22 protein-coding genes and 2 pseudogenes are annotated in these 24,893 nt (G+C 71.9%); 8 read left to right on the plus strand and 16 right to left on the minus strand.

Features of this window, described 5'->3' with window-relative positions; genetic code table 11:
* Positions 1–32: 32 nt before the first annotated feature.
* The 3 genes from IFR11_RS13945 to IFR11_RS13955 are packed head-to-tail and all read left to right on the plus strand — an operon-like array spanning position 33 to position 1,316.
* Positions 33–521: a YajQ family cyclic di-GMP-binding protein gene (locus IFR11_RS13945; RefSeq protein ID WP_055839030.1), complete on the plus strand. Its 489-nt coding sequence runs from the start codon at positions 33–35 to the stop codon at positions 519–521.
* A gap of 19 nt (positions 522–540) precedes the next feature.
* Entirely contained in the window at positions 541–1,182 is a 642-nt protein-coding gene (locus IFR11_RS13950) for a dihydrofolate reductase family protein (protein ID WP_191916550.1), read from the plus strand.
* Entirely contained in the window at positions 1,179–1,316 is a 138-nt protein-coding gene (locus IFR11_RS13955; RefSeq protein WP_191916551.1) for a hypothetical protein, read from the plus strand. Before IFR11_RS13950 ends, IFR11_RS13955 begins: the two co-directional genes overlap by 4 nt.
* Positions 1,317–1,346: 30 nt before the next feature.
* Here the strand turns inward: IFR11_RS13955 and IFR11_RS13960 are convergent, their stop codons facing one another.
* The 7 genes from IFR11_RS13960 to IFR11_RS13990 all read right to left on the minus strand — a co-directional run bounded on the left by IFR11_RS13960 (position 1,347) and on the right by IFR11_RS13990 (position 9,053).
* Positions 1,347–2,141: an SGNH/GDSL hydrolase family protein gene (locus IFR11_RS13960; RefSeq protein WP_342030307.1), complete on the minus strand. Its 795-nt coding sequence runs from the start codon at positions 2,139–2,141 to the stop codon at positions 1,347–1,349.
* A 168-nt stretch (positions 2,142–2,309) separates the two neighbouring features.
* Positions 2,310–4,007 (minus strand): AMP-binding protein, encoded by a 1,698-nt coding sequence (locus IFR11_RS13965; protein ID WP_191916552.1) that lies wholly within the window; start codon positions 4,005–4,007, stop codon positions 2,310–2,312.
* Positions 4,008–4,027: 20 nt separating this feature from the next.
* Positions 4,028–4,990 carry an alpha/beta hydrolase gene (locus tag IFR11_RS13970; RefSeq protein ID WP_191916553.1) on the minus strand — a complete coding sequence of 321 codons (963 nt, stop codon included), beginning with the start codon at positions 4,988–4,990 and terminating at the stop codon, positions 4,028–4,030.
* A 210-nt stretch (positions 4,991–5,200) separates the two neighbouring features.
* The gene (locus IFR11_RS13975) at positions 5,201–6,574 is read right to left on the minus strand and encodes an FAD-dependent oxidoreductase (RefSeq protein WP_191916554.1); all 1,374 of its coding nucleotides are present in this window, start codon (positions 6,572–6,574) and stop codon (positions 5,201–5,203) included.
* A gap of 39 nt (positions 6,575–6,613) precedes the next feature.
* Positions 6,614–7,675 (minus strand): polyprenyl synthetase family protein, encoded by a 1,062-nt coding sequence (locus tag IFR11_RS13980; RefSeq protein ID WP_055839045.1) that lies wholly within the window; start codon positions 7,673–7,675, stop codon positions 6,614–6,616.
* A gap of 82 nt (positions 7,676–7,757) precedes the next feature.
* Positions 7,758–8,480, minus strand: coding sequence for a demethylmenaquinone methyltransferase (locus tag IFR11_RS13985; protein ID WP_055839048.1), 723 nt, complete (start codon positions 8,478–8,480; stop codon positions 7,758–7,760).
* 9 nt (positions 8,481–8,489) lie between these two features.
* Positions 8,490–9,053 carry a DUF402 domain-containing protein gene (locus IFR11_RS13990; protein ID WP_191916555.1) on the minus strand — a complete coding sequence of 188 codons (564 nt, stop codon included), beginning with the start codon at positions 9,051–9,053 and terminating at the stop codon, positions 8,490–8,492.
* 150 nt (positions 9,054–9,203) lie between these two features.
* Here IFR11_RS13990 and IFR11_RS13995 point away from each other — a divergent pair, with 150 nt between their 5' ends.
* On the plus strand, positions 9,204–10,418 hold the full coding sequence (locus IFR11_RS13995) for an isochorismate synthase (protein WP_055839576.1): 1,215 nt from the start codon (positions 9,204–9,206) through the stop codon (positions 10,416–10,418).
* Between the two features lie 12 nt (positions 10,419–10,430).
* On the opposite strand, the gene IFR11_RS14000 is transcribed toward IFR11_RS13995, so the two are convergent.
* The 3 genes from IFR11_RS14000 to IFR11_RS14010 form a co-directional block, all read right to left on the minus strand.
* A complete protein-coding gene (locus IFR11_RS14000; protein WP_191916556.1) occupies positions 10,431–11,288 on the minus strand; it encodes a polyphosphate kinase 2 family protein in 858 nt (285 codons plus the stop codon).
* Positions 11,289–11,350: 62 nt separating this feature from the next.
* Positions 11,351–13,147 carry a 2-succinyl-5-enolpyruvyl-6-hydroxy-3-cyclohexene-1-carboxylic-acid synthase gene (gene menD / locus IFR11_RS14005; protein WP_191916557.1) on the minus strand — a complete coding sequence of 599 codons (1,797 nt, stop codon included), beginning with the start codon at positions 13,145–13,147 and terminating at the stop codon, positions 11,351–11,353.
* Between the two features lie 3 nt (positions 13,148–13,150).
* Positions 13,151–13,567, minus strand: coding sequence for a PLDc N-terminal domain-containing protein (locus IFR11_RS14010; protein ID WP_055938905.1), 417 nt, complete (start codon positions 13,565–13,567; stop codon positions 13,151–13,153).
* 74 nt (positions 13,568–13,641) lie between these two features.
* Here IFR11_RS14010 and IFR11_RS14015 point away from each other — a divergent pair, with 74 nt between their 5' ends.
* On the plus strand, positions 13,642–13,980 hold the full coding sequence (locus IFR11_RS14015; protein ID WP_055839063.1) for a DUF4229 domain-containing protein: 339 nt from the start codon (positions 13,642–13,644) through the stop codon (positions 13,978–13,980).
* Positions 13,981–14,011: 31 nt separating this feature from the next.
* On the opposite strand, the pseudogene IFR11_RS16405 reads toward IFR11_RS14015, so the two are convergent.
* From IFR11_RS16405 to IFR11_RS14035, 5 genes and pseudogenes are all read right to left on the minus strand, one after another.
* A pseudogene (locus IFR11_RS16405) lies at positions 14,012–14,315 on the minus strand (1,4-dihydroxy-2-naphthoate polyprenyltransferase); the annotation flags it as partial.
* Position 14,316: 1 nt separating this feature from the next.
* A pseudogene (menA, locus tag IFR11_RS16410) lies at positions 14,317–14,958 on the minus strand (1,4-dihydroxy-2-naphthoate octaprenyltransferase); the annotation flags it as partial.
* An 85-nt stretch (positions 14,959–15,043) separates the two neighbouring features.
* Positions 15,044–16,198, minus strand: a complete 1,155-nt coding sequence (locus tag IFR11_RS14025; RefSeq protein WP_191916558.1) for an AMP-binding protein — start codon at positions 16,196–16,198, stop codon at positions 15,044–15,046.
* A gap of 28 nt (positions 16,199–16,226) precedes the next feature.
* A complete protein-coding gene (locus IFR11_RS14030) occupies positions 16,227–17,129 on the minus strand; it encodes a 1,4-dihydroxy-2-naphthoyl-CoA synthase (RefSeq protein ID WP_055938917.1) in 903 nt (300 codons plus the stop codon).
* A gap of 87 nt (positions 17,130–17,216) precedes the next feature.
* Complete coding sequence (locus IFR11_RS14035; RefSeq protein ID WP_055839076.1) at positions 17,217–18,014, minus strand: LLM class F420-dependent oxidoreductase; 798 nt, start codon at positions 18,012–18,014, stop codon at positions 17,217–17,219.
* 47 nt (positions 18,015–18,061) lie between these two features.
* On the opposite strand from IFR11_RS14035, the gene IFR11_RS14040 reads away from it, so the two are divergent.
* Positions 18,062–19,063, plus strand: a complete 1,002-nt coding sequence (locus IFR11_RS14040; protein WP_191916559.1) for an o-succinylbenzoate synthase — start codon at positions 18,062–18,064, stop codon at positions 19,061–19,063.
* On the opposite strand, the gene IFR11_RS16200 is transcribed toward IFR11_RS14040, so the two are convergent.
* Positions 19,050–19,676, minus strand: a complete 627-nt coding sequence (locus IFR11_RS16200) for a TetR/AcrR family transcriptional regulator (protein ID WP_197979013.1) — start codon at positions 19,674–19,676, stop codon at positions 19,050–19,052. The genes IFR11_RS14040 and IFR11_RS16200 overlap by 14 nt on opposite strands.
* 117 nt (positions 19,677–19,793) lie before the next feature.
* Here IFR11_RS16200 and IFR11_RS14050 point away from each other — a divergent pair, with 117 nt between their 5' ends.
* Entirely contained in the window at positions 19,794–22,700 is a 2,907-nt protein-coding gene (locus IFR11_RS14050) for an MMPL family transporter (RefSeq protein WP_191916560.1), read from the plus strand.
* Positions 22,697–24,784 (plus strand): YhgE/Pip domain-containing protein, encoded by a 2,088-nt coding sequence (locus tag IFR11_RS14055; protein ID WP_070409344.1) that lies wholly within the window; start codon positions 22,697–22,699, stop codon positions 24,782–24,784. The genes IFR11_RS14050 and IFR11_RS14055 overlap by 4 nt, the downstream gene beginning before the upstream one ends.
* The last annotated feature ends 109 nt before the right edge of the window (positions 24,785–24,893 follow it).

Here is a 24,893-nt window from a genome sequence, read left to right on the forward strand (position 1 = left end):
GTGGATCGGGGGCCCGCGAATAGAATCGGATCATGGCTGATTCTTCCTTCGACATCGTTTCCAAGATCGACCGACAGGAAGCCGACAACGCGCTGAACCAGGCTCACAAAGAGGTCGAGCAGCGTTACGACTTCAAGGGCACCGACGCGTCGATCGCGTGGAGCGGCGACTCCATCGTCATCAAGGCGAACTCCGAGGAGCGCGCCAATGCCGTCCTCGACGTCTTCCAGACGAAGCTCATCAAGCGCGGCATCTCGCTCAAGAGCCTGGATGCCGGTGAGCCCGTCGCCAGCGGCAAGGAGTACCGCATCACCTCCACGCTGAAGGAGGGCATCTCGCAGGACGACGCGAAGAAGGTCAACAAGATCATCCGCGACGAGGGTCCCAAGGGCGTCAAGTCGCAGATCCAGGGCGACGAACTGCGCGTGCAGTCGAAGTCGCGCGACGACCTGCAGGAAGTGCAGCGCCTGCTCAAGGCCGCCGACCTCGACGTCGACCTGCAGTTCACCAACTACCGGTAACCCCTCCCCGGAGCACACCTTGCCCGTCCGCGTCGATCTGAACATCTCGATCGACGGGGTGGCGATGCCCGCCGACCCGTCGCCCGAGAATCCGATGGGCGAGGACTGGGGGCGTCTCGTCGCGGACTACATGGCGACGAGAACGTTCCGTGAGCGTGTCTTCGGCGACACGTCGGGCGCGGGGACGACTGGCGTCGACGACCGGTACGCCGCCGCGTACTTCGAGGGCATCGGCGCCGAGGTGATGGGCGCGGGCATGTTCGGCCTGCACGCCTTCCCCGACGATCCCGACTGGCGGGGGTGGTGGGGCGAGGAGCCGCCGTTCCGCGTACCGGTGTTCGTCCTCACGCACCGCGAGCGGCCCGAGATCGACTTCGCGAACGGCACGCGATTCACCTTCGTCTGCGAGAGCATCACGGATGCCGTGACACGGGCTTCCGCGGCCGCCGGCGACGCCGACGTGCGCATCGGCGGGGGTGTCGGGGTGGTACGCGCGGCCCTCGAGGCCGACCTCGTCGACCACCTGCACGTGGCCATCCGCCCCGTGATCCTGGGGCGGGGAACGCGCCTGTGGGACGACCTCCGCGATCTTGACCGCCGCTACACGGTGACGACCGAGGTCGCCGAGAGCGGCGTCGTGCACGTGACCTTCTCACGATGACCAGCCGGCCGAGCCCGCTCCCCTGCCCCACCTGCGGCGACCCGCTCTCGTTCGAGATCCTCGACGACGAGCGGTTTCTCGTGGCGTGGTCGTGTGTGAGCTGCGGCCTCATCCGCACGACCGAACCGGTGTGACGCGCGGCGCTCACGGCTCGCGCGGGCGGCTCAGTAGGTGAGGGCCTTCAGCACGCCGTCGGCGATCGCGCGGTGCCCGGTGTCGTTCGGGTGGAAATAGTCGCTGGCACCGGCGAACGAGTCGCGCCCCTCGGGACCGTGGTACGCGGAAGTCGAGAAGGCGTCGGCGAGCCCGACGTACACCCCGCCCCGCGCGGCGCAGGTGCGGGCGATCGCTTCGTCGTACGCGGCGCCGTCGCTCGTCCAGGTACCGAGGCAGACGAGCGCGGCCTTCGGCGACGAGGCGCGGATGCGATCGAGCAGTCCGACGTACTGCTGCTCGAAGTCGGCCACCGGAGTGGGCAGGCCGACGTCGTTCGTCCCGAGCTCGATCACCGCGAGATCGAGGTCGTCGGGCACGTCGGTGATGGCGGCGACGGTGGTGAGCGTCTGGTGCGCCTGGGCCGCGGTGGTCATCTCGACCGGGCCGACGGCATCCGCCACGAGAGAGGTGAAGCCCCGATCCTTCTCAGACGCGAAGAAGCCCGCGGCCAGTGAGTCGCCGGCGACGAGCATGCGCACCGTGCCGCCCTCGCCGCGCGTCACGAGAGCCGTTCCCGGCCGCGCCGTGGGGGTCGGCGTAGCTGTCGGGGTGGGGGTTCGCGTGGGAGTCGCCGACCGCGTGGGGGTGGCCGATCGCGTCGGGGTGCCGGATGCCGAGGGCGTCGCCGTCGCCGCGGAGCTCGGCTCCGCGCGCGAACCGGCGGTCATGACCAGCAGCACGGCGACACCGATCGCGACGAGCACGATGCCCGCGCCGATCAGCCACGCCACTCGCTGTCGCACGGCGGACTCAGCCCCGCCCGCCGCGCGCGCCGCACCGCAGGACGGCGTGTCTGGTCACCGCGGCAGGGGTCGCCGCGACAGAGTGCGCGGTCGGCCGGTCGTCGAGCAGGTGCATGAGTCGATGTTCACACGCCGACGAGGCCGGCGCGAACCGTTGCGGCGCGCGGATCAGCCCCGCAGGGTGGCATCCGTCCATTCCACGCACACGACCTCACCGCGCGCGGCGGCCTCTTCGCGCTGGCGAAGCTCGACCCGGCGGATCTTGCCCGAGATCGTCTTCGGCAGGTCGTGGAACTCGATGCGGCGCACGCGCTGGTACGGAGCGAGCTTCTCGCGGGCGTAGCGAAGGATGTCGAGGGCCACCTCGTCGCCGGGCTCGTATCCCGCGGCCAGCACCACGTACGCCTTCGGCACCGCGAGGCGCACCGCGTCGGGAGCGGGGACCACGGCCGCCTCGACGACCGCCGGATGCTCGATGAGCACGCTCTCGAGCTCGAACGGACTGATCTTGTAGTCCGAGGCCTTGAACACGTCGTCGGTGCGCCCGATGTACGTGATGCTCCCGGTCTCGTCGCGCCGGGCCACGTCGCCGGTGTGGAAGAGGCCACCGGCGAAGGCTTCGGCGTTGCGCTCGGCGTCGCCCACGTACCCCCTCATCAGGTTGAGCGGACGCTCGGTCAGATCGAGGCAGATCTCGCCCTCGTCGGCACGCGCGCCGGTGAGGGGATCGACGAGCACCACCGGGCACCCGGGCAGCGGGCGCCCCATCGATCCCGGTACGAGCGGCGCCCCGGGAGTGTTGGCGACGACCGCCGTCATCTCGGTCTGCCCGTACCCGTCGCGGATGTCGAGCCCCCAGGTGCGTTGCACCGCGGCGATGACCTCGGGGTTCAGCGGCTCGCCCGCCGAGACGACCTCGCGCAGTCTCCCGCGACGCCCCGACAGGTCGGTCTGGATGAGCATGCGCCAGACCGTCGGCGGCGCACAGAAAGTGGTGACCGCCTCGCTCTCCAGCTCCTCCAGCAGCCGCTCGGCCGAGAACCGCGCGAAGTTCAGCGCCAGCACCGTCGCCCCGGCGATCCACGGCGCGAAGAAGCAGCTCCACGCGTGCTTCGCCCACCCCGGCGAGCTGATGGCGAGGTGCACGTCGCCGGGTTCGAGCCCGAGCCAGTACATCGTCGTCAGGTGTCCCACGGGGTACGAGGCGTGCGTGTGCTCGACGAGCTTCGGCTTCGAGGTGGTACCCGAGGTGAAGTAGAGCAGCAGGCGGTCGTCGGCGGTGGTTCCCGGATGCCGGGCCGGCGGCGCCTCGGTGAGGAACGCGTCGTCGTACGCGGCCCAGCCCGGGTGGGTGCCGCCCACGACGATGCGGCCGAGTCCCTCGGGCAGATCGTCGAACTTCGCGGCGTCCGCCGCCCCGACGACCACGTGACGGATCTCGGCGCGCTCGATGCGGTCGGCGAGATCGGCGGTGCCGAGCGCGGTCGTGGTGGGAGCGATCACCCCGCCGAGCTTCATGAGGGCGAGCAGCGCCTCCCACAGTTCCACCTGGTTGCCCAGCATGAGCAGCACGGCGTCGCCGCGGGACACCCCGCGGGACGCCAGCCAGGCGGCGACCTGGTCGGACCGCCGCGCGAGTTCGTCGAACGTGCGCTGGTGCCGCGTGCCGTCGTCGTCGACGACGATCAGCGCGGGCGCCTCATTGCCCCGCGCCATCGGGTCGAACCAGTCGATCGCCCAGTTGAAGGCACCGTCGAACATCGGCCAGGTGAACCCCGCCGCCCGGGCCGGATCGGTGCGCGCGGCCAGAAGCTCGTCTCGTGCGGCACGGTAGCGCTCGGTCGCGGACGCGGCGGTGGGGATCATGGGGCTCCTTCGATCGCGTTCTACGCTAGCTGCGTCATCCAGGTCTCGAGGGCGGTGAACGCGGCGTCCTTTGCCTCGGGCGCCGACAGGAACACGTCGTGCAGCGCTCCGTCGATGCGCGCGATCGTCACCGTGCGGGCGATGCGGGTGGCCGCGCGCGCGATGTCGTCGACGACGAGCACCGAGTCGCTCGAGAGCATCGTGTCGTTCCAGCTGAGCGCCGAAATCGAGCGTTGCGACAGCAGCACGAGGGTCGGGCATCCCACGTCGACGCCGGATGCCACCCGCGCGTGCCCCGCGATGACGGCGGCCAACCAGCCCGGGTGGGTGGGGAACCCCTGCGCCGGGCGCCAGCCCTCGGGACTGTCGGGCAGGGTCCCCAGCTCCCGCTGCGCGCGCGTGTAGAAGCCGAGGTCGACCACCGGGTGCGTGCCGAGCGGGTCGAATCGCGCGCGGGCGTTCACCAGCGGGGCGAGCGCTTGGCGTCCGAGCGGGCCGAGCTGCAGCTCCAGCCACGGACTGTTGAGAACGAGGGCGTCGGCGACCCCCGGATGCCGCGCCGCCCAGAGCGTCAGGGTGAGTCCTCCCGTGCTGTGTCCGAGCAGCACGAGACGTCGTCCCTCGCGTGCGGCGCCCAGGGCATCCAGAGCCGCCGCGATGTCGGCGTCGTACACGTCGAGGGCCGCGACGTAGCCCGGCGCCTGCCCGGGCCGCAGGCTCCGGCCGTAGTTGCGCAGGTCGAGCGCCGAGAATCGGGCACCGCGGTCGGTGAAGAACCGGGCGAGCTCGACCTGGAAGAAGTAATCCGACCACCCGTGCACGTACAGCACGTCGATGTCGCGGAACTCACCGAACAGGCGGGCGCCGGCGTGCGGCCGCGCGCGCACGAGCGTTGCCACGACCTCCCCCTCGGCGTCGTCGCCGAGCGGCAGGGTCTGCTGTTCGAAGCCGTCGCCGAGGACGTCCGGATGCCACTCCCCCATCGCCCCAGCCTAGGCATGCGGGGCGGGGGCCGGCATACCCCCACGGCGGGCCGAACTCCTGAGAAGTCGGGCCGTGCGGGCTCGCCGGCGCGCCGAGGGGGCTGTGGCGCGCGATGACTCAGGAGTTCGGCCCGGCCCGTCGGCGCCTCAAAGACAGCGAGCCGCCCTCGTCCGGAGGGACGGGGGCGGCTCGCTGTGCGTATGTGAGGGCTACTCGCCGCGCGAGATCGAGATCATCTCGTCGCGGGGCACGACCTTGACGCGGGCGCGCTCGTGCGGGGCGCCGAGGGCGACTTCGTGCTCGTCGAGTCGGTGCCAGCCGTTGAGATCGGTCCAGCGCACGCCGCGCTCCTCGAGAAGGGCAGGGATGGCCTCTTCTTCGGGGTGGGCCGGCTGCCACCACTCGCCCTGATCGTTGATGACGTGGCGCACCGTCTCCATGGCATCCGACTTGGTGTGTCCGATGAGGCCGACGGGGCCGCGCTTGATCCACCCGGTGGCGTACACGCCCGGCAGGCGGTCGTTCGAGTCGGCGGCGAGCACCTGACCCTCGTGGTTGGGGATGACGCCGTGACGCTCATCGAAGGGCACGCCGGTCAGCGGCGAGCCGAAATAGCCGACCGCGCGGTAGATGGCCTGGATCGGCACCTCGCGGATCTCGCCCGTTCCCACGACGCCCCCCTCGGCGTCGGGCTTCGTGCGCTCGTACCGGAACGCGGCCACCCGACCCTCGGCGTCTTTCACGACCTCGACGGGCTTGGCCCAGAAGTGCAGGTGCAGGCGTCGCGATGCTTCTCCGCCGGAGTTGTTCACGCCCGGGCGGGTGCGCCACTGCTGCAGGACGCGGTCGATGACCTTGACCTGCTTGTTGGTCTGGATGGCGGCCAGCGACGCCTCGTCGTAGTCGAAGTCCTCGTCGTAGACGACCATGTCGACGTCGCGCAGCTCGCCCAGCTCACGCAGCTCGAGAGGCGTGAACTTCACCTGCGCGGGACCGCGGCGGCCGAAGACGTGCACGTCGGTGACGGGCGAGGCCTTGAGCCCCTGGTACACGTTGTCGGGAACTTCGGTGGGCAGCAGGTCGTCGGCGTGCTTGGCGAGCATGCGCGTGACGTCGAGCGCCACGTTGCCGTTGCCGATGACCGCGAGCGACTCCGCCTCGAGCGGCCACTCGCGCGGCACGTCGGGGTGGCCGTCGAACCAGCTCACGAAGTCGGCGGCGCCGTACGAGCCCTCGGCGTCGATGCCGGGGATGTCGAGGTCGGCGTCGCGGATCGCGCCGGTCGAGAAGATCACCGCGTTGTAGTGCTGCTTGAGGTCGTCGAGGGTGATGTCCTCGCCGAAGCGCACGTTGCCGAACAGGCGGATGTCGCCGCGGTCGAGCACCTCGCGCAGCGCCGTGACGACACCCTTGATGCGCGGGTGGTCGGGGGCGACGCCGTAGCGCACGAGACCGTAGGGTGCGGGCAGTTGCTCGAACAGGTCGATCGACACGTCGAACTGCCGCTCGGATTTCAGCAGGATGTCGGCCGCGTAGATACCGGCGGGGCCGGCTCCGACGATGGCGAGGCGCAGCTTCGTCATGGGGTCCTCTCGATCGGGATCGGGGGGGGTGGGAAAAGTTCAGGCCGAGCGGTCGGCGACCGCGCGGGCGAAGCGCGTCAGCGCCTCACGCACGGCGCCGTCGGGCAGCGGTGCGAGGGCGTCGATGGCCTCTTGCGACCACTGGTGCGCGAGCTTCAGCGTCTCGTGCGTGGTCTCGTGATCGCGCAGCTCCGCGAGTGCGGCGTCGAGGATCGAGGGGTCTGCCCCGGCGGCGATGCGCTCCTGGCCCTCGTCGATGCGCGAACGCAGGTCGGCCGAGGCCGCGTCGGAGCGGTGACCGAGCAGCAGGTACGGCATGGTCGGCACGCCCGCGCGCAGGTCGGTGCCGGGCACCTTGCCGGTCTCGGAGGGATCCGGAGACAGATCGATCACGTCGTCGAGCAGCTGGAAGGCCACACCGGCCTTCTCGCCGAACACGACCATCGGCTTCTCGAACTCCTCAGGGGCGCCCGAGTAGATGACGCCCGACTGGGCGGCCGCGGCGATCAGCGAACCGGTCTTGTCGGCGAGCACTCTGAGGTAGAAGTCGACGGGCTCGTCGCCCTCTTGCGGGCCGACGGTCTCGTGCATCTGGCCCAGCACGAGACGCTCGAAGGTGTCGGCCTGCAGCTGGATCGCGCGCTCACCGCGACGCGCCATGAGCTGGCTGGCGCGGGCGAACAGCAGGTCACCGGTGAGGATCGCGATGTTGTTGCCGAACACCGTCTGGGCGCTGGGCACCCCGCGGCGCTTGTCGGCGCCGTCCATGACGTCGTCGTGGTAGAGCGAGCCCAGGTGCGTCAGTTCGAGCGCCGTGGCGACCTCGATGACCTCGGGCGTCGTTCCGCGACCGAGCTGAGCGGTGAGGATGGCGAGCATCGGGCGAACGCGCTTGCCGCCGGCCTCGTACAGGTATCGGGCGGTGACGTCGGCCAGACGGTCGGCGCTTCGGACTTCGCCCTCGAGGGTGCCCTCGACCTGGGCGAGACCGGCCTCGACGGTGGAGAGCAGGGTGCGCGAACGCAGGCCTGCGAAGATGCGGTCACTCAGGCCCAGCTTGCCCGACAGGCGGGTGCCGGCCGCGGGCGGTCTCGGGGTCACGCTTTCACCCTATCCTGGCGCCGTTGCGCCCCGCCGCGAGTATCTCGACGGGGTGACACCCCGGGCCGGGGCCTCCGGCGCGTCACGCGCTCTGCGCGACGACGCCGCGGTGCAGCGCCACGATGCCGAACGTCAGGTTGCGGTAGGCCACGTCGTCCCAGCCGGAGTCGCGCATCCACCGCGCGAGCGTCGGCTGGTCGGGCCAGTCGCGGATCGATTCGTTGAGGTAGTCGTAGGCCTCGGCGTTCGAGCTGACCGAGCGCGCGACGATCGGCAGCACCCGGTCGTTGTAGAAGCGGTAGAGCCCGTTGAAGACGGGGGACGGCGGATGCGAGAACTCGCACACCACGATGCGTCCTCCGGGACGCGTGACCCGGCGCAGTTCTCGCAGCGCCCGGCGCGGGTCGTTGACGTTGCGCAGACCGAACGACATCGTCACCGCGTCGAACTCCGCGTCGGCGAAGGGGAGGTCGGTGGCGTCGGCCTGCACGAACTCGAGGTTGGGCACGTCGCCGTGACGGCGGCGCCCCTCGGCGATCATGCCGCGCGAGAAGTCGGCGGCGACGACGTGCGCACCGCTCGGAACGAACGCCATCGACGAGGTGCCGGTGCCGGCGGCCAGATCGAGGATGCGCTCCCCCCGCTGCGGGGCCACGGCGCGCAGCGTCGCGGCGCGCCACAGACGGTCGTTGCCGAGACTCAGCACGGTGTTGGTGCGGTCGTAGGCCGCTGCCACCTGGTCGAACATGCCGCTGACGCGCTGCGGGTCTTTACCGAGGTCGGCGCGGTTGGGGTCGCTGCTCACCCGTCGAGTCTAGGCCGGGTCACCCGGGTGGTCGCCGGGGGTTGCCAGCGCCGCGAGCCGATCGAGCCAGGGCCGGGTGACGGCATCCGAGAACGGGGCCACTTGCTCGCGCACGCGGTGCTCGAGATCGAGCGCCGTGGCCTCGAGGCGCGTCACGATCTCGGCCGGGTAGCCGTAGCGCACGCGGTGCTCGTCCCACTCGTCGCGATCGTCGACCCAGGTGCCACGGCCGTCGGTGCGGCGCACGACGTCGAGGTCCATGTCGATGCCGCGGGGCACGCCGTCGTCGCCCCAGCGCACATCCCACGCCAGGTCGATGTACACCGCGACCGGATGCGGTGCGGCGTTGTGGGTGAAGGCCCAATCGGCGCTCGCCGGCACCAGGGTCACGTTGGGCTCGCGGCAGACGAAGGCCGCGCCCGGCCGTTCGCTGCGCCACCCCACCTGCTGGCCGAACCACTCGCCCCACTTGTCGGAGCCGAGGTAGACGCTGTCCTGCACCCAGTGCGGTGAACCGTCCCACTTGCGCCACTCGAACAGCAGGCGGGTGCCGGGAGCGGGGCGATTATCCATGCTCGGAGTCTAAAACGCCGTCCGGCGTCGGTCTCCGCGCCCGGCGTCCGCGGCCTCGGCCGGCGCCGCGGGTCTACGCTGAAAGACGTGCTGGAACCCGCGGATGACGTCGTGCCGCGCCTGCGCGTGGTCACGCGCGAGCTGCCCCCCATGGACGACGTGCTCGCCTACACGACCCCCTACGATCCCCTGTTCTGGACGCGGCGGGGAGAGTCGCTGGCGGCCTTCGGCGACCTGCTGACGCTGCGCTACACGGGGCACCAGCCGGGCGATGCCACGATCTCGGCGCGCTGGCGGGCGATCGCCGCCGCCGCCGAGGTCGACGACCCCGTGCAGCTGCCGGGCACCGGACTCGTCGCCTTCGGTTCGTTCGTGTTCGACCCCCGCTCGGAGCGCGAGAACGTCCTGCGCGTTCCCGGCATGATCGTCGGGCGCCACGGCGGACGCGCCTGGGTCACCCGCCTCGCCTTCGACGACACCCCCGACGAACCCGAACCCGAACTGCCCCCGCGCTCGCCCTTCGGCCCCCACTGGTCGGCGACCCTGGGTCCCGGTCGCCAGAGTGCCGAGGGGTATCAGGATGCCGTCCGCACGGCCATCGAGGCCATCGGCGCCCGCGAGGTGGGCAAGGTCGTGCTCGCACGCGACATCGTGGGCACGGTTCCGGCCGGGTCCGACCTGCGCCGGCTCGTCCGGTCGCTGCTCGAGGGGTATCCGGACTGCTGGGTGTTCGCGGTCGACGGTCTGATCGGCGCGAGCCCCGAGACACTCGTCACCGTGTCGAAGGGCACGGTGACCGCCCGCGTTCTGGCGGGCACCACCGCGCGCGGCGGCGACGCCGACGCCGACGTCGCGGCATCCCTCGCCCTCACGCGCAGCTCGAAAGATCAAGAGGAGCACCGTTTCGCGGTGCAGAGCGTGCTCACCTCGCTGCGCCCGCACACCTCGGCGCTCGCGGCGGCGGAGCAGCCCTTCACCCTCAAGTTGCCCAACGTCTGGCATCTCGCGACCGATGTCGAGGGCACCCTCAGCGAAGACGCGTCGTCGTTGGACCTGATCTCGGTGCTGCACCCCACCGCCGCCGTCGCCGGCACCCCCACCGCCGCGGCGATGGACGTCATCCGCCGCCTCGAGCCCTTCGATCGCGGCCGCTACGCCGGCGCGGTCGGGTGGACGGGAGCGTCGGGCGACGGCGAGTGGGCCATCGCCCTGCGGTGCGCGCAGGTCGACCGCGCGGCGCCGTCCTCTCCGACCGCCCCGATCACCGCTTACGCCGGTGCGGGGATCGTCGCCGACAGCGTTCCCGAGTCGGAGCTGCTCGAGACCCGCGTCAAGTTCCGCCCCATCGTGGAGGCCCTCGCCTGATCCGGCCGGGCGTCACGATGCGGCGAGGCGTGCCTTCTCGGCCTCGACGTCGTAGTCGACCGCGGGCCACCGCGGGTCGATGTCGGCGAGCGCGTCGATGAGCAGCTGTTGAACGGCCAGGCGGGCGTACCACTTGCGGTCGGCCGGAATCACGTGCCACGGGGCGACGGGTGTCGAGGTGCGTTCGATCGCCACCTGGTACGCCTGCATGTAGTCGTCCCAGAGCGCCCGCTCGTCGACGTCGGACGGGTTGTACTTCCAGTGCTTGTCGGGACGGTCGAGGCGCTCGGCGAGACGCGCGCGCTGCTCGTCCTTCGAGATGTGCAGCATGACCTTGACCACTCGGATGCCGAGGTCGGCCGCCTCCGCCTCGAAATTCACGATCGCGCCGTAGCGTCGTTCGATCTCGTCGGCGGGGGCGAGTTCGCGCACCCGGCCTATCAGCACGTCTTCGTAGTGCGAACGGTCGAAGACGCCGAGGTGGCCCGCGTCGGGCAGGCGCTTCTCGATGCGCCACAGGAAATCGTGCGCGAGTTCCTCGGCGGTGGGCTTCTTGAACGACGCGAGTTCCACGCCCTGGGGGTCGACCGTGCCGACGACGTGGCGCACGATCCCGCCCTTGCCCGCGGTGTCCATGGCCTGCAGCACCAGCAGCACCGAGCCGGTCGCGGTGCCCGCCACGCTCTGAGCGAAGAGGCGTTCCTGCAGGGCTTCGAGGGGTTCGCGGCCCGCGTCGAGGTCGGCTTTGCCGTCGGTCTTGTCGCCGTCGTAGCCGGGCGTCGATCGCGGGTCGATGTCGGTGAGGCGGAATCTGTGCTCGACGCGCAGCGCGTCGGCGGCGGGCGTGGACCATCTGCGGCGTGTGCTCATGTCCCCATCGTGTGGGGCGTCGGCGGCGCGCGCCAGTGGTTGACGCGTCGACGTCCCGCCCGTCAACGCGGCAGCGGAACCTCGATCAGCTGGCGACCGCCGGTCGGCGAGGTGAGCACCTGGTCGAGAGCGACGCGGGTGGTGCAGCGGTGGTACTCCCAGCCGAAGGCGAGGGCCAGTTGCTCGAGGCGCGCGGTGTGCGGGGTGTACTGCACGCGCGCCATCGCGTCGGAGCCGGCGATGCCGGCCACCTCGAGGCCGTCGAAGATCGTGCCGCCGCCGTCGTTGCCGACCACCACCTGCAGGCGCGGCTCGTCTTCCCCCGGGGGCAGCAGCAACGCGCCCACGTCGTGCAGGAAGGCCAGGTCGCCCAGCAGCACGCGGGTCACGCCCGGGCGCTCCTCGATCTGGCTGGCGAGGGCGACGCCGGTCGCCGTCGCGATGGTGCCGTCGATGCCGGCGAGGCCGCGGTTGGAGTGCACGGCCACCTTCTTGCCGCCGAGCACCTCGTCGGCCACGCGCACCAGACGCGAGGAGCCGAACATGAGGCGATCGTGGGGCCAGGTGGCCCGCCAGACCGCGTCGACGAGGGTCGCCCGGTCGAGGGGGGCACGGATGACCTGCACCTCGGCGTTCAGGGCGCCCAGCCGCTCGTGCGGAACGGCCGAGGCCAGGCCGTCGGCATCGGGAGCCGGGGGCGATAGATCGACGGCAGCGTCGCGCGAGGCGCGCATCCACTCCCCCAGCCAGACGCGGTCCCCCGACGAGGGGTGAGGGCGGACCAGGTCGACGGCGATCGTGGCGCCGTTGAGGTTGACGGGTTCTCCGGGGCCGCGGGCGGCGATCACCTCGACGTCGTCGCGCGACAGCAGGCGCGTCACCTCGCGGCTCAGGGTGGGGCGACCGAAGACGACCACGCGCTCGATGCGTCCCCCGAGGGCCGGGTCGTTCAGCAGTGCCCGGTAGCCGTGCACGATCTGCCGACCGAAGCGAGCCCCGCTGACGATCTCGGCCACCAGCGGGAAGCCCCCGTCGTGCGCGAACTGCTCGGCCGCCGCTCCGGCATCCGCTCCGGCGACGACTACGGTGCGCGGGCCCGGCGCGAGCGTGTGGGCGTCCTCGACCTCGGGGGCCACGTCGGCGACACCGATGCCGCCGCCGCCCTGGTACAGCGCTCCCGACGCCTCCGCGTCGCCGAGCGCGTCGCTCTGCGCGTCGGACGAGGGGGCGATCCCGGATGCCGCTCGCGCGGCGAGCCACGCGGGAACGGCGCCGGCGAGGGGCTCCCGGAACGGCACATTCAGGTGCACGGGTCCGGGCACCCGGGCGCCTTCACCGAGCGCGGCCGAGAGCGTCGCGGCGGCGAGGGCATCCGCGTCAGCGGTCTGGACGGATGAGCCGTCGTCGTCGACGGTCTCGGGAACGGGGAGGTCGGCTTCGAACCGCACCGCCGAGCGGAACAGCCCCGGCTGGCGCGTGGTCTGGTTGGCGCCGACGCCGCGCAGTTCGGGCGGCCGGTCGGCGGTGAGCAGCACCAGCGGCACCCCGGCGTGATGCGCTTCGAGGGCGGCGGGCAGCAGGTTGGCGACGGCGGTGCCCGAGGTGCAGACGAGGACCGCCGGCATCCCGGTCTCACGTCCGATCCCGAGGGCGGTGAAGCCGGCGACGCGCTCGTCGATGCGCACGTGCAGGTGCACCAGACCCGCGCGTTCCAGGTCGGCGGCCACGAGCGCGAGCGCCTGCGAGCGCGACCCCGGGCTGACGACGATGTGCCGCACCCCGCGCGACACGAGGCCTGCGAGCAGAGCGGCGGCGGCGTCGGTCGCGGGCGCGGCGGAGCGGTCGTTCGACGAGGTCATGGTTCAGCCGACGGAGCCGCGCTGGCCGAGCGTGTCGTCGTCACCCTTGCCGGGGATGTCGCCCGGGTCGTCGGTGGGCTTCGGGGCGCGAGGGTCGTCGGCTTCGGAGTCGAGCTGCGCCAGCTCTTCTTCGAGCCGCCGGATGCGCTCGTCTTGATCGGCGCGCGCGGTGTCGGACATACGGCCCAGGAACTCGGGGTCGTCGTCGGGAGCGCGTCTCACCACGGGCTGACTCGCACGACCGCGACCGATGACGAACCACAGGATGCCGCCGAGCACCGGCAGCAGGATGACGATGGCCATCCATGCGCCCTTGTTGACGCCGCGGTGACGCCCCGCCGGCTGCACGGCGCAGTCCACGATCGTGTACACCCAGAAGACGGTCGCCACGAGCGCGAGGATGAGGAGCAACCGTGCCATGACCTGAGTCTACGTGTGCCCGCTGGACGCGGGCCGGGCGCCGGCGGTTTCCGAGGCCGCCGTAGGATGGGGGCATGCGTGCTCGCTCGGCCCTCGTCTACACCGTGCTGCGACTGCTCGCGTTCCTCGTACCGCTGGTCGTGCTGCTGTTCTTCCCCGTGTTCCAGGAGTTGCCCTGGCTCGCGGCGATCTTCGCGGCCCTCATCGGCCTGAGCCTGTCGCTGTTGTTCCTGCGTCGCCCGCTCGACAGCGTCACCGGCGGTCTGGCCGAGCGTCGCGCGCAGCGCACCGCCACCGGGCGCCGTACGGGCGCCGAGACCGACGCCGACACCGAAGACGCGGTGGTCGATGCCACGCGGCACGATGACGCGCCCGCGACCGGCACTCCCGAAGGCGACGCTCCGCTGCGCTGATCCCTGCGCGTTCTACGAACCCGCCGGGGGCTCAGAACGCGAAGGCCCAGAAGAGCAGGGCGCCGTAGGCGACCGACGTGAAGCTCGTCACCTGCAGCGCCGTGATGAGCTCGCGCGGGGTGCGGTAGGTCCAGACGATGAGGATCGCCGCGAGTCCGCCGAGCAGGGCGACCAGGGTCAGCCACGCCACCGGGTACACGAACGCGAGGAACACCGCGATCCCGAACGGCGCGAGGACGAACAGGGTGAACAACACCTGCGTCGCGCGGCGCCCGATGAGCACCGACAGGGTGCGCTTTCCCGCGAGGCGGTCCTGCTCGATGTCGCGCAGGTTGNCAGGCCCGCGGCGACCGCGCCCAGCCAGGCCTCCTGCGGCAACGACTGCACCTGCAGCCACGTCGTGCCCAGGGTCGCGACGAGACCGAAGAAGACGAAGACGAACAGCTCGCCCATCGCGTTGTAGCCGTACGGGCGCTTGCCGCCGGTGTAGAACCACGCGGCGACGATGCAGACGGCGCCGACCAGCAGCAACCACCACTGCCCCGTGCGGATGACCAGGGCCAGCCCGATCACCGCGGCGAGCGCGAAGAACGCCAGGGCGACGATCAGCACCGTCCGCGGCTTCGCCTTCTTGCCGCCGGTGAGACGGCCGGGTCCGACGCGCACGTCGTCGGTGCCGCGGATGCCGTCGCTGTAGTCGTTGGCGTAGTTCACGCCGATCTGCAGAGCGAACGCCACGGCGAGACAGGCCAGGGCGATGACCCCGTGCAACTGATCGTCGACGAGGGTGGCCGCACCGGTGCCGATGAGCACCGGGGTGATGGCCAGCGGCAGCGTGCGGATGCGGGCCGCCGCGATCCAGTCGCGTGCCGTGGCCGGCGCGACGGCCTGCGGTGCACCGCCCTTGGGCTTCTGGGGGTTGCCGCCGGGGCGACGCTTCGAGGACGACGTCGAACGCTTACGAGACTGTGCTGCCACGGTGGCTCATCCTATGCCCGTGGTCACCGTCCCCCTTCGCTGACCGGTCGACCCGCGAGCCGGGCGACGCCGCCGCTCCCGGGTGTCAGCCCCGCGGATCCCGCGCGAGGAGTGCGCGCACGGCGGCCCGGTCGGGCTTGCCCGACGACAGCGTCGGCAGCTCGTGGACGACGACGAGACGCGACGGACGCGCGGGCGCCCCGACCGCGTCGGCGACCACCGCGCGCACCCGTTCGAGCAGCTCGGCGTCGGCGGCGGGCGTCGGCCGCGGCACGACCACCGCCGACCCCTGGCCCCAGGTGGCATCCGCGACGGGCACCACGACGGCGCTCTCGAGTCCCGCGATGCCGCGCACCGCGGCTTCCACGCGATCGAGCGAGACGTTCACCCCGCCCGAGACGATGACGTTGTCGAGGCGTCCGGTCACGCTCAGCACGCCGTCCACGACCTCTCCCCCGTCGCCCGTGCGGTACCAGCGGGTGCCGGCGTCGTCGGAGGGGAAGACGGATGCCGTCCGCGCGGGGTCGCCGAGATATCCGTCGGCGAGCATCGGCCCCGTCAGGCGCACCTCGCCGTCGACGACGGCCACCTCGACGCCGTCGAGCGGAACCCCGTCGTACACGCAGCCGCCGCTGGTCTCGGTCGAGCCGTAGGTGCGCACGATTCGGACCCCCGCGGTCTCGGCGCGCTCGCGCACCGTGGGCGCCAGGGCCTGACCGCCGATGAGCACGGCCTCGAACGAGCGCAGCGCCTTCGCCACCGTCGGATCGGTGTCGGCGGCATCCAGCAGTCGTTGCAACTGGGCCGGAACCAGCGAGGTGTACGTCGGCACCCGGGCGCCGTTCTCGTGCGACGCCATGCCGAGCGCCGCGGCGGCGAACGGTTCGGCGCGGAAGGGACCCGCGACGACCGCCGGCTCGCGATCGGCGAGCAGAGCCCGCACGAGCACCTGCGCCCCCGCGACGTAGGTGGCGGGAACGGCGAGCAGCCAGGCCCCCTCACCGATGCGCGCCGCCGTCGCGTAGGCACTGCTGATCAGGGCGTTGCGGCTGAGCAGCACCGACTTCGGCACGCCGGTCGATCCCGACGTGGTGACCACGGCGGCCGTTCCCGGGGGGACGTCCGCGGGCAGGTCCGCCCCCGCCCCCAGCGACACCGCGGGACCGGCGCCGAGCACCGCGGTACGCAGGGCGCGCAGCACGTCGCGGGGATCGCCGGATGCCGGAGCCTCGAGCCTCATGAGCGCTCGGCTCGACGGCATCCGGGGCTCAGTAGTGCCACGGGACGTCGGACCAGTCGGGGTCGCGCTTCTCGAGGAAGGAGTCACGGCCTTCGGCAGCCTCGTCGGTGCCGTACGCGAGACGCGTGGCCTCACCGGCGAAGACCTGCTGGCCGACGAGCCCGTCGTCGACCGCGTTGAAGGCGAACTTGAGCATGCGGATGGCCGTCGGCGACTTGGTGAGGATCGTGCGGGCCATGGCGAGAGCTTCGCGCTCGAGTTCGGCGTGCGGGACGACACGGTTGACCGCGCCCATCTCGTACGCGCGCTGGGCGGAGTACTCCTCGGCCAGGAAGAAGACCTCGCGGGCCAGCTTCTGCCCGATCTGGCGGGCGAAGTACGCGGACCCGTACCCGGCGTCGAACGACCCGACGTCGGCATCGGTCTGCTTGAAGCGACCGTGCTCGGCGCTGGCGATCGACAGGTCGCACACCACGTTGAGCGAGTGGCCGCCGCCCGCCGCCCATCCGGGCACGACCGCGATGACGACCTTCGGCATGAAGCGGATCAGCCGCTGCACCTCGAGGATGTGCAGACGCCCCGCGCGACCCGGGTCGTGCACGGTGTGCTCCTCGTGCGAGTACTTGTACCCGTCACGACCTCGGATGCGCTGATCGCCGCCGGAGCAGAACGCCCAGCCGCCGTCCTTCGCGCTCGGACCGTTGCCGGTGAGCAGCACCACGCCGATGCGGTGATCCTGTCGCGCGATGTCGAGCGCCGAGTACAGCTCGTCGACCGTGTGCGGCCGGAAGGCGTTGCGCACCTCGGGCCGGTCGAACGCGATGCGCGCCACCCGCCCGTCGTGGGTGACGTGCGCGGTGATGTCGGTGTATCGCTCGGCGCCCGGCGCCAGCGTCCACTCGGCGGGGTCGAACAGCTCGGAGACGGTCACCGTTCCACCCTACGACCCGACGCGGCGGGCGGATCCGGCGGTCGCCGCCCGGAACCCCCGCCTCGCCGCGCAGGTGCCCGACCGGAATCAGGCGTTCTTGCCGTCGCGCCAGGTGAGCCACCGCTCGATGAGCGAGTAGTCCCACTCGGGCCCCGAGAAGCCGAGGGTGAACAGTCGCGTGCCCGCCTCGAACAGGGCGTCGGCGTCGGACTCGTCGCGGTCCTTCAGCTCGTTCGAGACGACGAGGGTCGACAGGTCGCGTCCCTCGGTCTCTGCCCACTTCTCGATGACCCCGAGCTTGTGGGGCAGTTCGTCGGGGGTGACGAAGCTGTGCCAGATGTCGGCGTGACGCGCGACGATGCGCAGGGTCTTCTGCTCGCCCTTGCCGCCGATCATGACGGGGACCTTGCGGGTGGGGGCGGGGTTGAGCTTGCCCCAGCGGTCGACGATGCGATCGAGGTCGGTGGCGAGCGCGTTCAGCCGCGAACCCGCGGTTCCGAACTCGTAGCCGTACTCGTCGTAGTCGCGCTCGAACCAGCCCGAGCCGGTTCCGAAGATGAAGCGGCCGGTGTCGCCGCCCTTCTTGCTGATGTGGTCGATGGTGCGGGCCATGTCGGCCTGCAGGTCGGCGTTGCGGTAGCTGTTGCAGTTGACCAGCGCACCGAACTCGACCCGTTCGGTCTGCTCGGCCCACGCCGCGAGCATCGTCCACGCCTCGAAGTGCTCGCCGTCGGGGTCGCCGTACAGCGGGAAGAAGTGGTCCCAGTTGAAGAGGACGTCGACGCCCATCTCCTCGAGACGCAGGACGGCGTCGCGGATGTCGGAGTACTGCACGTGCTGCGGCTGGATCTGGACGCCGAGGCGGACCGGGGTATCGAAGAGCATGCGGTCAGCCTATTCCCGGGCACCGGCCCCGAGGCCAGGATGGGGGGATGAGCTCCACGTCCCTTCCCCCCCTCGCCGACGTCCTCTCCACCGCGCGGGTGGTCGCCCTCCCCCTGGCAGCCCGGTTCCGCGGCATCGAGACGCGCGAGGCCGTCGTTTTCGAGGGTCCCGAGGGATGGACGGAGTTCTCGCCGTTCCCCGAATACGACGACGCCGAGGCGGCGACCTGGTTGGCCGGTGCCCTCGACTTCGGCTGGCGCGCCGCCCCGGTCGCGGTGCGGGACGCCATCCCCGTCAACGCCACGATGCCCGCCGTCGCAGCCTCCGAGGTGGCGCGGATCCTCGCCCGGTACGACGGATGCCGGACGGTCAAGGTGAAGGTCGCCGAGGCGGGGCAGGTGCTCGCCGACGACGTCGCGCGCGTCGGGGCCGTGCGCGAGGCGATGGGCCCGGAGGGACGCGTGCGGATCGATGCGAACGGCGCGTGGAACGTCGACGAAGCCGAGCGGGCCGTGCACGCCCTGGCCGAGTTCGACCTCGAGTACGTCGAACAGCCGTGCGCCGCCGTCGAGGAGCTCGCCGAACTGCGCGAGCGCATCGCCTACCTCGACATTCCGATCGCGGCCGACGAGAGCGTGCGGAAGGCCGCCGATCCCCTTCTCGTCGCACGTGCCGGGGCCGCCGACCTGCTCGTCGTCAAGGCGCAGCCGCTGGGCGGGGTGCACGCGGCGCTCGACATCGTGGCGCAGGCGGGCCTGCCGGCAGTGGTGTCCAGCGCGCTCGACACCTCGATCGGCCTGGCGATGGGCGCCGCCCTCGCCGCGGCTCTTCCGCAACTGGACTACGACTGCGGGCTCGGCACCGCCGCCCTCTTCACCGCCGACGTCGTGGCATCCCCGCTGGTGCCCCGGGCGGGCGTGCTGCGCGTCGAGCGCCCCCGCCCCTCGGCCGTCGATCTCGATCGCGTGGCCGCTCCCGACGAGCGACGCGACTGGTGGCTCGCGCGACTGCGGCGCTGCTATCGCACCCTCGAACTCACTCGAGGATGAGGCGCACGATCTGCGCGAGGCGATCGCCGAGCTGAGCGTGCGACGCCGCGGGCGAGACCCGCATCATGAGGGCGGTCTCGGCCGTCGACACCCACGCCGACAGCAGCAGCTCGGTCGCCGCTTCCGCCGGCACCCGCAGCACCAGTCCTCGCGCCTCGGCGATGTCGCGCACGAGCTGGGTGACGCTCTCGCCCAGGGCCTGGTTCGACGAGAGGTAGGCCGCGGCGAACTCGGCGTTGCGCAGCGCCTGCAGACGGATCTCGGCGCCGAGCAGCACGTCGAGGCGATCGTCGCCGGTGACTTCGAGCACTCCCTGCACCAGCTGCAGCACCTCGCCCGTGGCATCCAGTCCCCGGTCCTCGATCGAGGTGACGCGCTCGCGGACGGCCGAGATCGTCTGCTCCGCCGAGCGGGCGCACAGAGCGAGGAACAGCTCCTCTTTCGAGGCGAAGTTCGAGTAGAAGGCGCCGCGGGTGAAGCCCGCGCGCTCGCAGACGGCTTCGACCGAGGCGGAGTCGATGCCGACCTCGGCGAACATCTCGGCGGCGGCGTCCATCAGGCGGGTGCGGGTGTTCTCGCGCCGGCGCGACGGTGCGGGGGCGGTGTCGGTCATCCGCATCCTCCTGTTCACGGGGGAGATCCAGGTACGACCACCCCCTCGGCGACTACGATACATTGATGTATCCGATACGGTGATGTATCGACTCGTTCACCGATCGTGGGAGCCACCGTGTCGACATTCCTGTACACCCTGGGCCGTTGGTCGTTCCGCCACCCGTGGCGCGTTCTGACCGCCTGGCTCCTGGTGCTCGTGCTGGCCGGCGGCGGGGTGGCACTGCTCGCCAAGGGCACCGACAACACCTTCACCATCCCGGGCACCGAGTCGCAGGCCGGTCTCGAGATGCTCGAGCGCACCTTCCCCCAGGTGAGCGGGGCGAGCGCCGAGATCATCGTGGTGGCCGCCGACGGCGCGAGCGTGCGTGACAAGGCGTACCAGGATGCCATCACCACCACCACCGGCGACATCGGCAAGCTCGACTTCGTCGAGGCCGTCACCGACCCCTACGACGCCCGCATCTCGGGCGGCATCGCCGACGACGACCGCGCGGCGATCGTGCGCATCCAATTCGCCGGAGAAGCCACCGCCGTCCCCGCCTCCACCGAAGACGGGCTGCGCGAGGCGGCCACGGCCCTGGGCTCCGCCCTGCCGAGCGGATCGCAGGCCGTGCTCGGCGGCCAGCTGTTCGCCAGCGAGGTCCCCGGCGCCACCCTCACCGAGGCCCTCGGCGTGCTCATCGCCGCCCTCGTGCTGATGGTGACGTTCCGCTCGTTCCTCGTGGCCGGCATGCCGCTGGCCACCGCCATCCTGGGCGTCGCCCTGTCGGTGGCCCTGATCTTCATCGCCACCGGCTTCGCGACCGTCTCGTCGACGACGCCGCTGCTGGCGGTGATGCTGGGTCTCGCGGTCGGCATCGACTACGCCCTCTTCATCGTCTCGCGACATCAAGACCAGACGAGAGCGGGAATGGACCCCGAGGAGTCCACCGCGCGCGCCGTCGGCACCGCCGGTTCCGCCGTCGTCTTCGCCGGCATCACCGTGCTCATCGCCCTCATCGGCCTGAGCTTCGCCGGCATCCCGTTCCTCACCACCATGGGGATCGCCGCGTCGGTCGCCGTCGCGATCGCGGTGTGCGTCGGACTCACCCTGACCCCGGCTTTCCTCGGCTTCGCCGGGCACCGCGTGGTCGGGTGGGGGTACAAGCGACCCAAGAAGCGTTCCCGCCGGGCCCGCGGCACCTCCGATGACGACGCCGCGGCGGTCGCCCAGGCCGCCGCCGAGCGCGACGAGAAGGTCGCGGCCGCAGCCTCGCGCGCCGAACGCAACGGCCCGGCCAAGCGCTGGGTGGGCCTGGTCACCCGGCATCCGGTCGTCACCACCGTCGCGATCGTCGGCCTGCTGGGGGTCACCGCGATCCCCGCCGCCAGCCTCGCGCTCACCCTGCCCAACGCCGGCCAGCTCCCCGAGGGAGACGAAGCCCGCGTCGCATACGAGCTCACCGACGAGTACTTCGGCCCGGGCGCCAACGGCCCGCTCATCATGACCGGCACGATCGTCACCTCGGACGACCCCCTGACGCTCATGACCGACATCGGCGACGAGATCGCGAAGATCCCCGGGGTCGCCGAGGTCGCTCTGGCGACCCCGAACGAGACCGCCGACACCGGCATCGTGCAGATCGTGCCCGAGACCGCCCCCGACGACCCCCGCACCGCCGACCTCGTGCGGGAGCTCCGCGCGCAAGAGGACCGCCTGTACGACCAGTTCGGCGTCCGTCTGCTCGTCACCGGCTACACCGCCGTGACCATCGACATCTCCGACCAGCTGGGAGCGGCCCTGCTGCCCTTCGGCCTCTTCGTCGTCGGCCTGTCGCTCGTGCTGCTGATGATCGTGTTCCGCTCGATCTGGGTGCCGCTGACCGCCGCCGGCGGCTACCTGCTGTCGGTGGCGGCCTCGTTCGGGGTCGTGGCCGCGGTGTTCGAGTGGGGCTGGTTCGCCGACGCCCTGCACGTGGCCAAGGTCGGCCCCATCATCAGCTTCATGCCCATCGTGGTGATGGGCGTGCTGTTCGGCCTCGCGATGGACTACCAGGTGTTCCTGGTCTCGCGGATGCGCGAGGACTACGTGCACGCGGATCGCGAGGGGCGCACGCCCCGCGAGGTGGCGCTCGGCGCCGTGCGCAGCGGCTTCGCGGCCTCGGCCCGCGTCGTGGTCGCGGCCGCCGTCATCATGTTCGCTGTCTTCGTGGCATTCGTGCCCGAGGGCGACTCGAGCCTCAAGCCCATCGCCCTGGGCCTGGCCGTCGGCGTGGCCGTCGACGCCTTCCTCGTGCGCATGACCCTCGTGCCCGCGGTCCTCGCCCTGCTGGGCGACAAGGCCTGGTGGATGCCGCGCTGGCTCGACCGCCTGCTGCCGAAGCTCGACGTCGAGGGCGAAGCCGTCGAGCGCGAGGTGCGCCTCGCCGACTGGCCGGCGGAGCCCGCCATGGCCGTCGCCGCCGACGACCTTCGCACGGTCGGAGCCTCGGATGCCGAGGAGCCCGTGTTCCGCGACGTCTCGCTGCGTCTCGGATTCGGCGGCACCCTGCTGGTCACCGGTGAGAGCCGCACCACCCGCACGCTGCTCCTCGCCCTGTCGGGGCGCCTCGCCGGCATCGACGGGCGTCTGCGCGTCGATGGACTGCTCGTTCCCGAGCGCGCGGGAGCCGTGCGCTCCCGCGTCGGCGTCGCCCTGCTCGACGACCCCGCCGAGGCCGCGCGCACCGTCGCCGACGCGGTCGCGGGTCGCGCGCGCATCATCGTCGTGTCCGACGTCGACCGCCTCGACGACGACACCCGCGACGACGTCGCCCACGTGCTCCGCCGCGCCGCCACCGAGGCGCGCGAACGTTCGGGAGAGGACTCCTCCCCGTTCACGCTCATCGTGTCGGCCCGCGACGAACGCCGGGCCCTCGCCCTGCTGGCCGAGGCGCACCGCCCGGACGTGGCCTCGCTCGCCCTTCCGACACCGCGGCGCCACCGCGCGCCGGATTCCCCGCAGCCCGAAACCTACGCCGATCTCTCCGAGGTGTTCGCATGACTCTCCCCGTCGAGCGCTCCCGCTCGCGCCGCCCCGTGACCTGGCTCACCCTCGTCGGCGTGCTGCTGCTGCCGGCCGTCATCGGCGGCATCCTCGTGGGCGCGCTGTACAACCCCACCGACCGGCTCGAGAACATCACCGCCGCGATCGTCAACGACGACAAGGCCGTCGAGCTGAACGGTCAGCTCGTGCCGCTCGGTCGTCAGCTCACCGGCGGTCTGGTCAAGGGCGCCGACGACCAGTCGAGCAACATCGACTGGGTCATCTCGAACGACGCGGATGCCGCGGCGGGCCTCGCCGACGGCACCTACACCGCCGTCGTGACCATCCCCGAGAACTTCACGGCCGCCTCGCTCTCGACCCGCCCCGGAGAGAGCCCCGAGAAGGCCACGATCGGCGTCGCGACGGCCCCCAACGCCCGCGTCGTCGACGGTGCGATCACCGCGACCCTGGCCTCCACCGCCTCGAGCGTCTACGGCAGCGAGCTGTCGTCGCAGTACCTCAAGAACGTGTTCCTCGGCTTCACGACCCTCGGCGACCAGCTGGGCACCGCCGCCAGCGGGGCGCACCAGCTCGCCGACGGTGCCGGGCAGGCCGCCTCCGGCGCGACCGGACTGCGCGACGGGCTGGGTCAGCTCGCCGACGGTGCCTCGCAGCTGTCGAGCGGAGCGGGACAGCTCGCGAGCGGCGCGGGACCCCTGGCCGACGGCGCCACTCAGCTCTCGAGCGGCGCGGGCGCCCTCGCGCAGGGAACGCGCGATGCCGCCACCGGCGTCGGCAAGCTGGCCGGTGGAGCCGACGGCATCGCCGCCGGCAATCAGCAGCTCGCCACGCAGATCAACGGTCTCGCAGACCAGATCCCGCCCGGCTTCGAAGACGCCGCCACCCGCCTGGCGCAGGCCGCCCCGCAGGTGAACACCGCCCTGGTCGATGCGGCCGCCGCCCTGCAGAAGGCGGCCGACGAGTGCACCGGCACCCCCGAGCAGTGCACGGCGTTGCGCAACGCCTCCGACGAAGCCAACAAGGCGCTCCCGCAAGCCACCGAGACGGTGGCCAAGATCGGCGAGCTGGCCGGGCAGGCCTCGCAGCTCCCCGCCGGGATCCGCACCATCGCCGACGCCAACCAGCAGCTCGCCGACGGCGCAGCCGGCCTCGCCGGCGGGGCGCGCGAGGCCGAGACGGGGATCAACACGATCGCCGGCGGCATCGACGCCCTCTCCGGCGGCGCGAACCAGCTCGCCGACGGCGCGCGGCAGTTCGGCACCGGCGCGTCGGCCCTCAGCTCCGGCGCGGCACAACTGGCATCCGGCACCCTGGGCGCCCAGGACGGCGCCGGTCAGCTCGCCGACGGCGTGAGCCAGGTGGCGTCCGGCACCACGTCTCTCGCCGACGGCCTCGACACCGCCGTGTCGCAGCTGCCGAAGTACTCCGACGCCCAGGCGACCACCCTCGCCGACGTCGTCGCCGACCCGGTGTCGGCCACCGGCGCGAGCGACTCGCTCTTCGGCCTGGCCGCCGTTCCACTGCTCGCCATGGCCGTGCTGTGGTTCGGCGGGCTCGCCTCGTTCGTGGCCTTCCAGGCGGTGTCGGCGCGCGCGCTGACGAGCCGACGCCCCTCGGCGCTCGTCGCCCTGCGCGGCTTCGCCCCCGCAGCTGCCGTCGGCGCCGTGCAGGGCCTGCTGGTCGCGGGCGTCGTGCAGGTGGCATCCCAGTACGACTGGGACGACTGGGCCCTGTTCGCCGTCATCTGCATCGCCGCGGGCGTGGCCTTCGCCGCCGTGCACCAGGCCCTCGTCGCCGTGTTCGGCGGAGCGGGACGCTGGGTCGCCGCCGTGATCGGCGCCCTCGCCCTGGGGGCGACGATCGTCTCGACGGTGCCACCGGCCCTCGCCGCCGCCGCATCTCTCATGCCCACCGCCCCGGTGTACGACGCGATGCTCGGCGCCCTGTCGTCGTCGAGCGGGGTCGCCGCCGGCATCGCCGGGCTGGTGGTGTGGGCCGTGCTGTCGCTGGTGGTGACGACGCTGATCGTGACGCGTCGCCGTACGACGTCGGCGCGCGCCGCAGCGGTCTCCGTCGCCTAGCCCGCTCCCCCTCCCCCCCCCCTGTTGAGTGTCCAAGACACGCCGCTGAGCCGCCCCCGGCCGCGGCGTGTTCTGGACACTCGACGGAGGGTGGGCTGCGCGTGAGGGT

This window comes from Microbacterium sp. CFBP 8801, assembly GCF_014839455.1.
Classification (GTDB): Bacteria; Actinomycetota; Actinomycetes; order Actinomycetales; family Microbacteriaceae; genus Microbacterium.

What these genes read in the sequence shown, in the direction of transcription:
- IFR11_RS14015 (WP_055839063.1), top strand. Translation starts at nt 13,642, where the DNA reads ATGCGTGCTCGCTCGGCCCTCGTCTACACCGTGCTGCGACTGCTCGCG.
- IFR11_RS13965 (WP_191916552.1), bottom strand. Translation starts at nt 4,007, where the DNA reads ATGATCCCCACCGCCGCGTCCGCGACCGAGCGCTACCGTGCCGCACGA.
- menD (WP_191916557.1), bottom strand. Translation starts at nt 13,147, where the DNA reads ATGACCTCGTCGAACGACCGCTCCGCCGCGCCCGCGACCGACGCCGCC.
- IFR11_RS13990 (WP_191916555.1), bottom strand. Translation starts at nt 9,053, where the DNA reads ATGGATAATCGCCCCGCTCCCGGCACCCGCCTGCTGTTCGAGTGGCGC.
- IFR11_RS14000 (WP_191916556.1), bottom strand. Translation starts at nt 11,288, where the DNA reads ATGAGCACACGCCGCAGATGGTCCACGCCCGCCGCCGACGCGCTGCGC.
- IFR11_RS14055 (WP_070409344.1), top strand. Translation starts at nt 22,697, where the DNA reads ATGACTCTCCCCGTCGAGCGCTCCCGCTCGCGCCGCCCCGTGACCTGG.
- IFR11_RS16200 (WP_197979013.1), bottom strand. Translation starts at nt 19,676, where the DNA reads ATGACCGACACCGCCCCCGCACCGTCGCGCCGGCGCGAGAACACCCGC.
- IFR11_RS14040 (WP_191916559.1), top strand. Translation starts at nt 18,062, where the DNA reads ATGAGCTCCACGTCCCTTCCCCCCCTCGCCGACGTCCTCTCCACCGCG.
- IFR11_RS13995 (WP_055839576.1), top strand. Translation starts at nt 9,204, where the DNA reads ATGGACGACGTGCTCGCCTACACGACCCCCTACGATCCCCTGTTCTGG.
- IFR11_RS14025 (WP_191916558.1), bottom strand. Translation starts at nt 16,198, where the DNA reads ATGAGGCTCGAGGCTCCGGCATCCGGCGATCCCCGCGACGTGCTGCGC.
- IFR11_RS14010 (WP_055938905.1), bottom strand. Translation starts at nt 13,567, where the DNA reads ATGGCACGGTTGCTCCTCATCCTCGCGCTCGTGGCGACCGTCTTCTGG.
- IFR11_RS13975 (WP_191916554.1), bottom strand. Translation starts at nt 6,574, where the DNA reads ATGACGAAGCTGCGCCTCGCCATCGTCGGAGCCGGCCCCGCCGGTATC.
- IFR11_RS13945 (WP_055839030.1), top strand. Translation starts at nt 33, where the DNA reads ATGGCTGATTCTTCCTTCGACATCGTTTCCAAGATCGACCGACAGGAA.
- IFR11_RS13955 (WP_191916551.1), top strand. Translation starts at nt 1,179, where the DNA reads ATGACCAGCCGGCCGAGCCCGCTCCCCTGCCCCACCTGCGGCGACCCG.
- IFR11_RS13970 (WP_191916553.1), bottom strand. Translation starts at nt 4,990, where the DNA reads ATGGGGGAGTGGCATCCGGACGTCCTCGGCGACGGCTTCGAACAGCAG.
- IFR11_RS14035 (WP_055839076.1), bottom strand. Translation starts at nt 18,014, where the DNA reads ATGCTCTTCGATACCCCGGTCCGCCTCGGCGTCCAGATCCAGCCGCAG.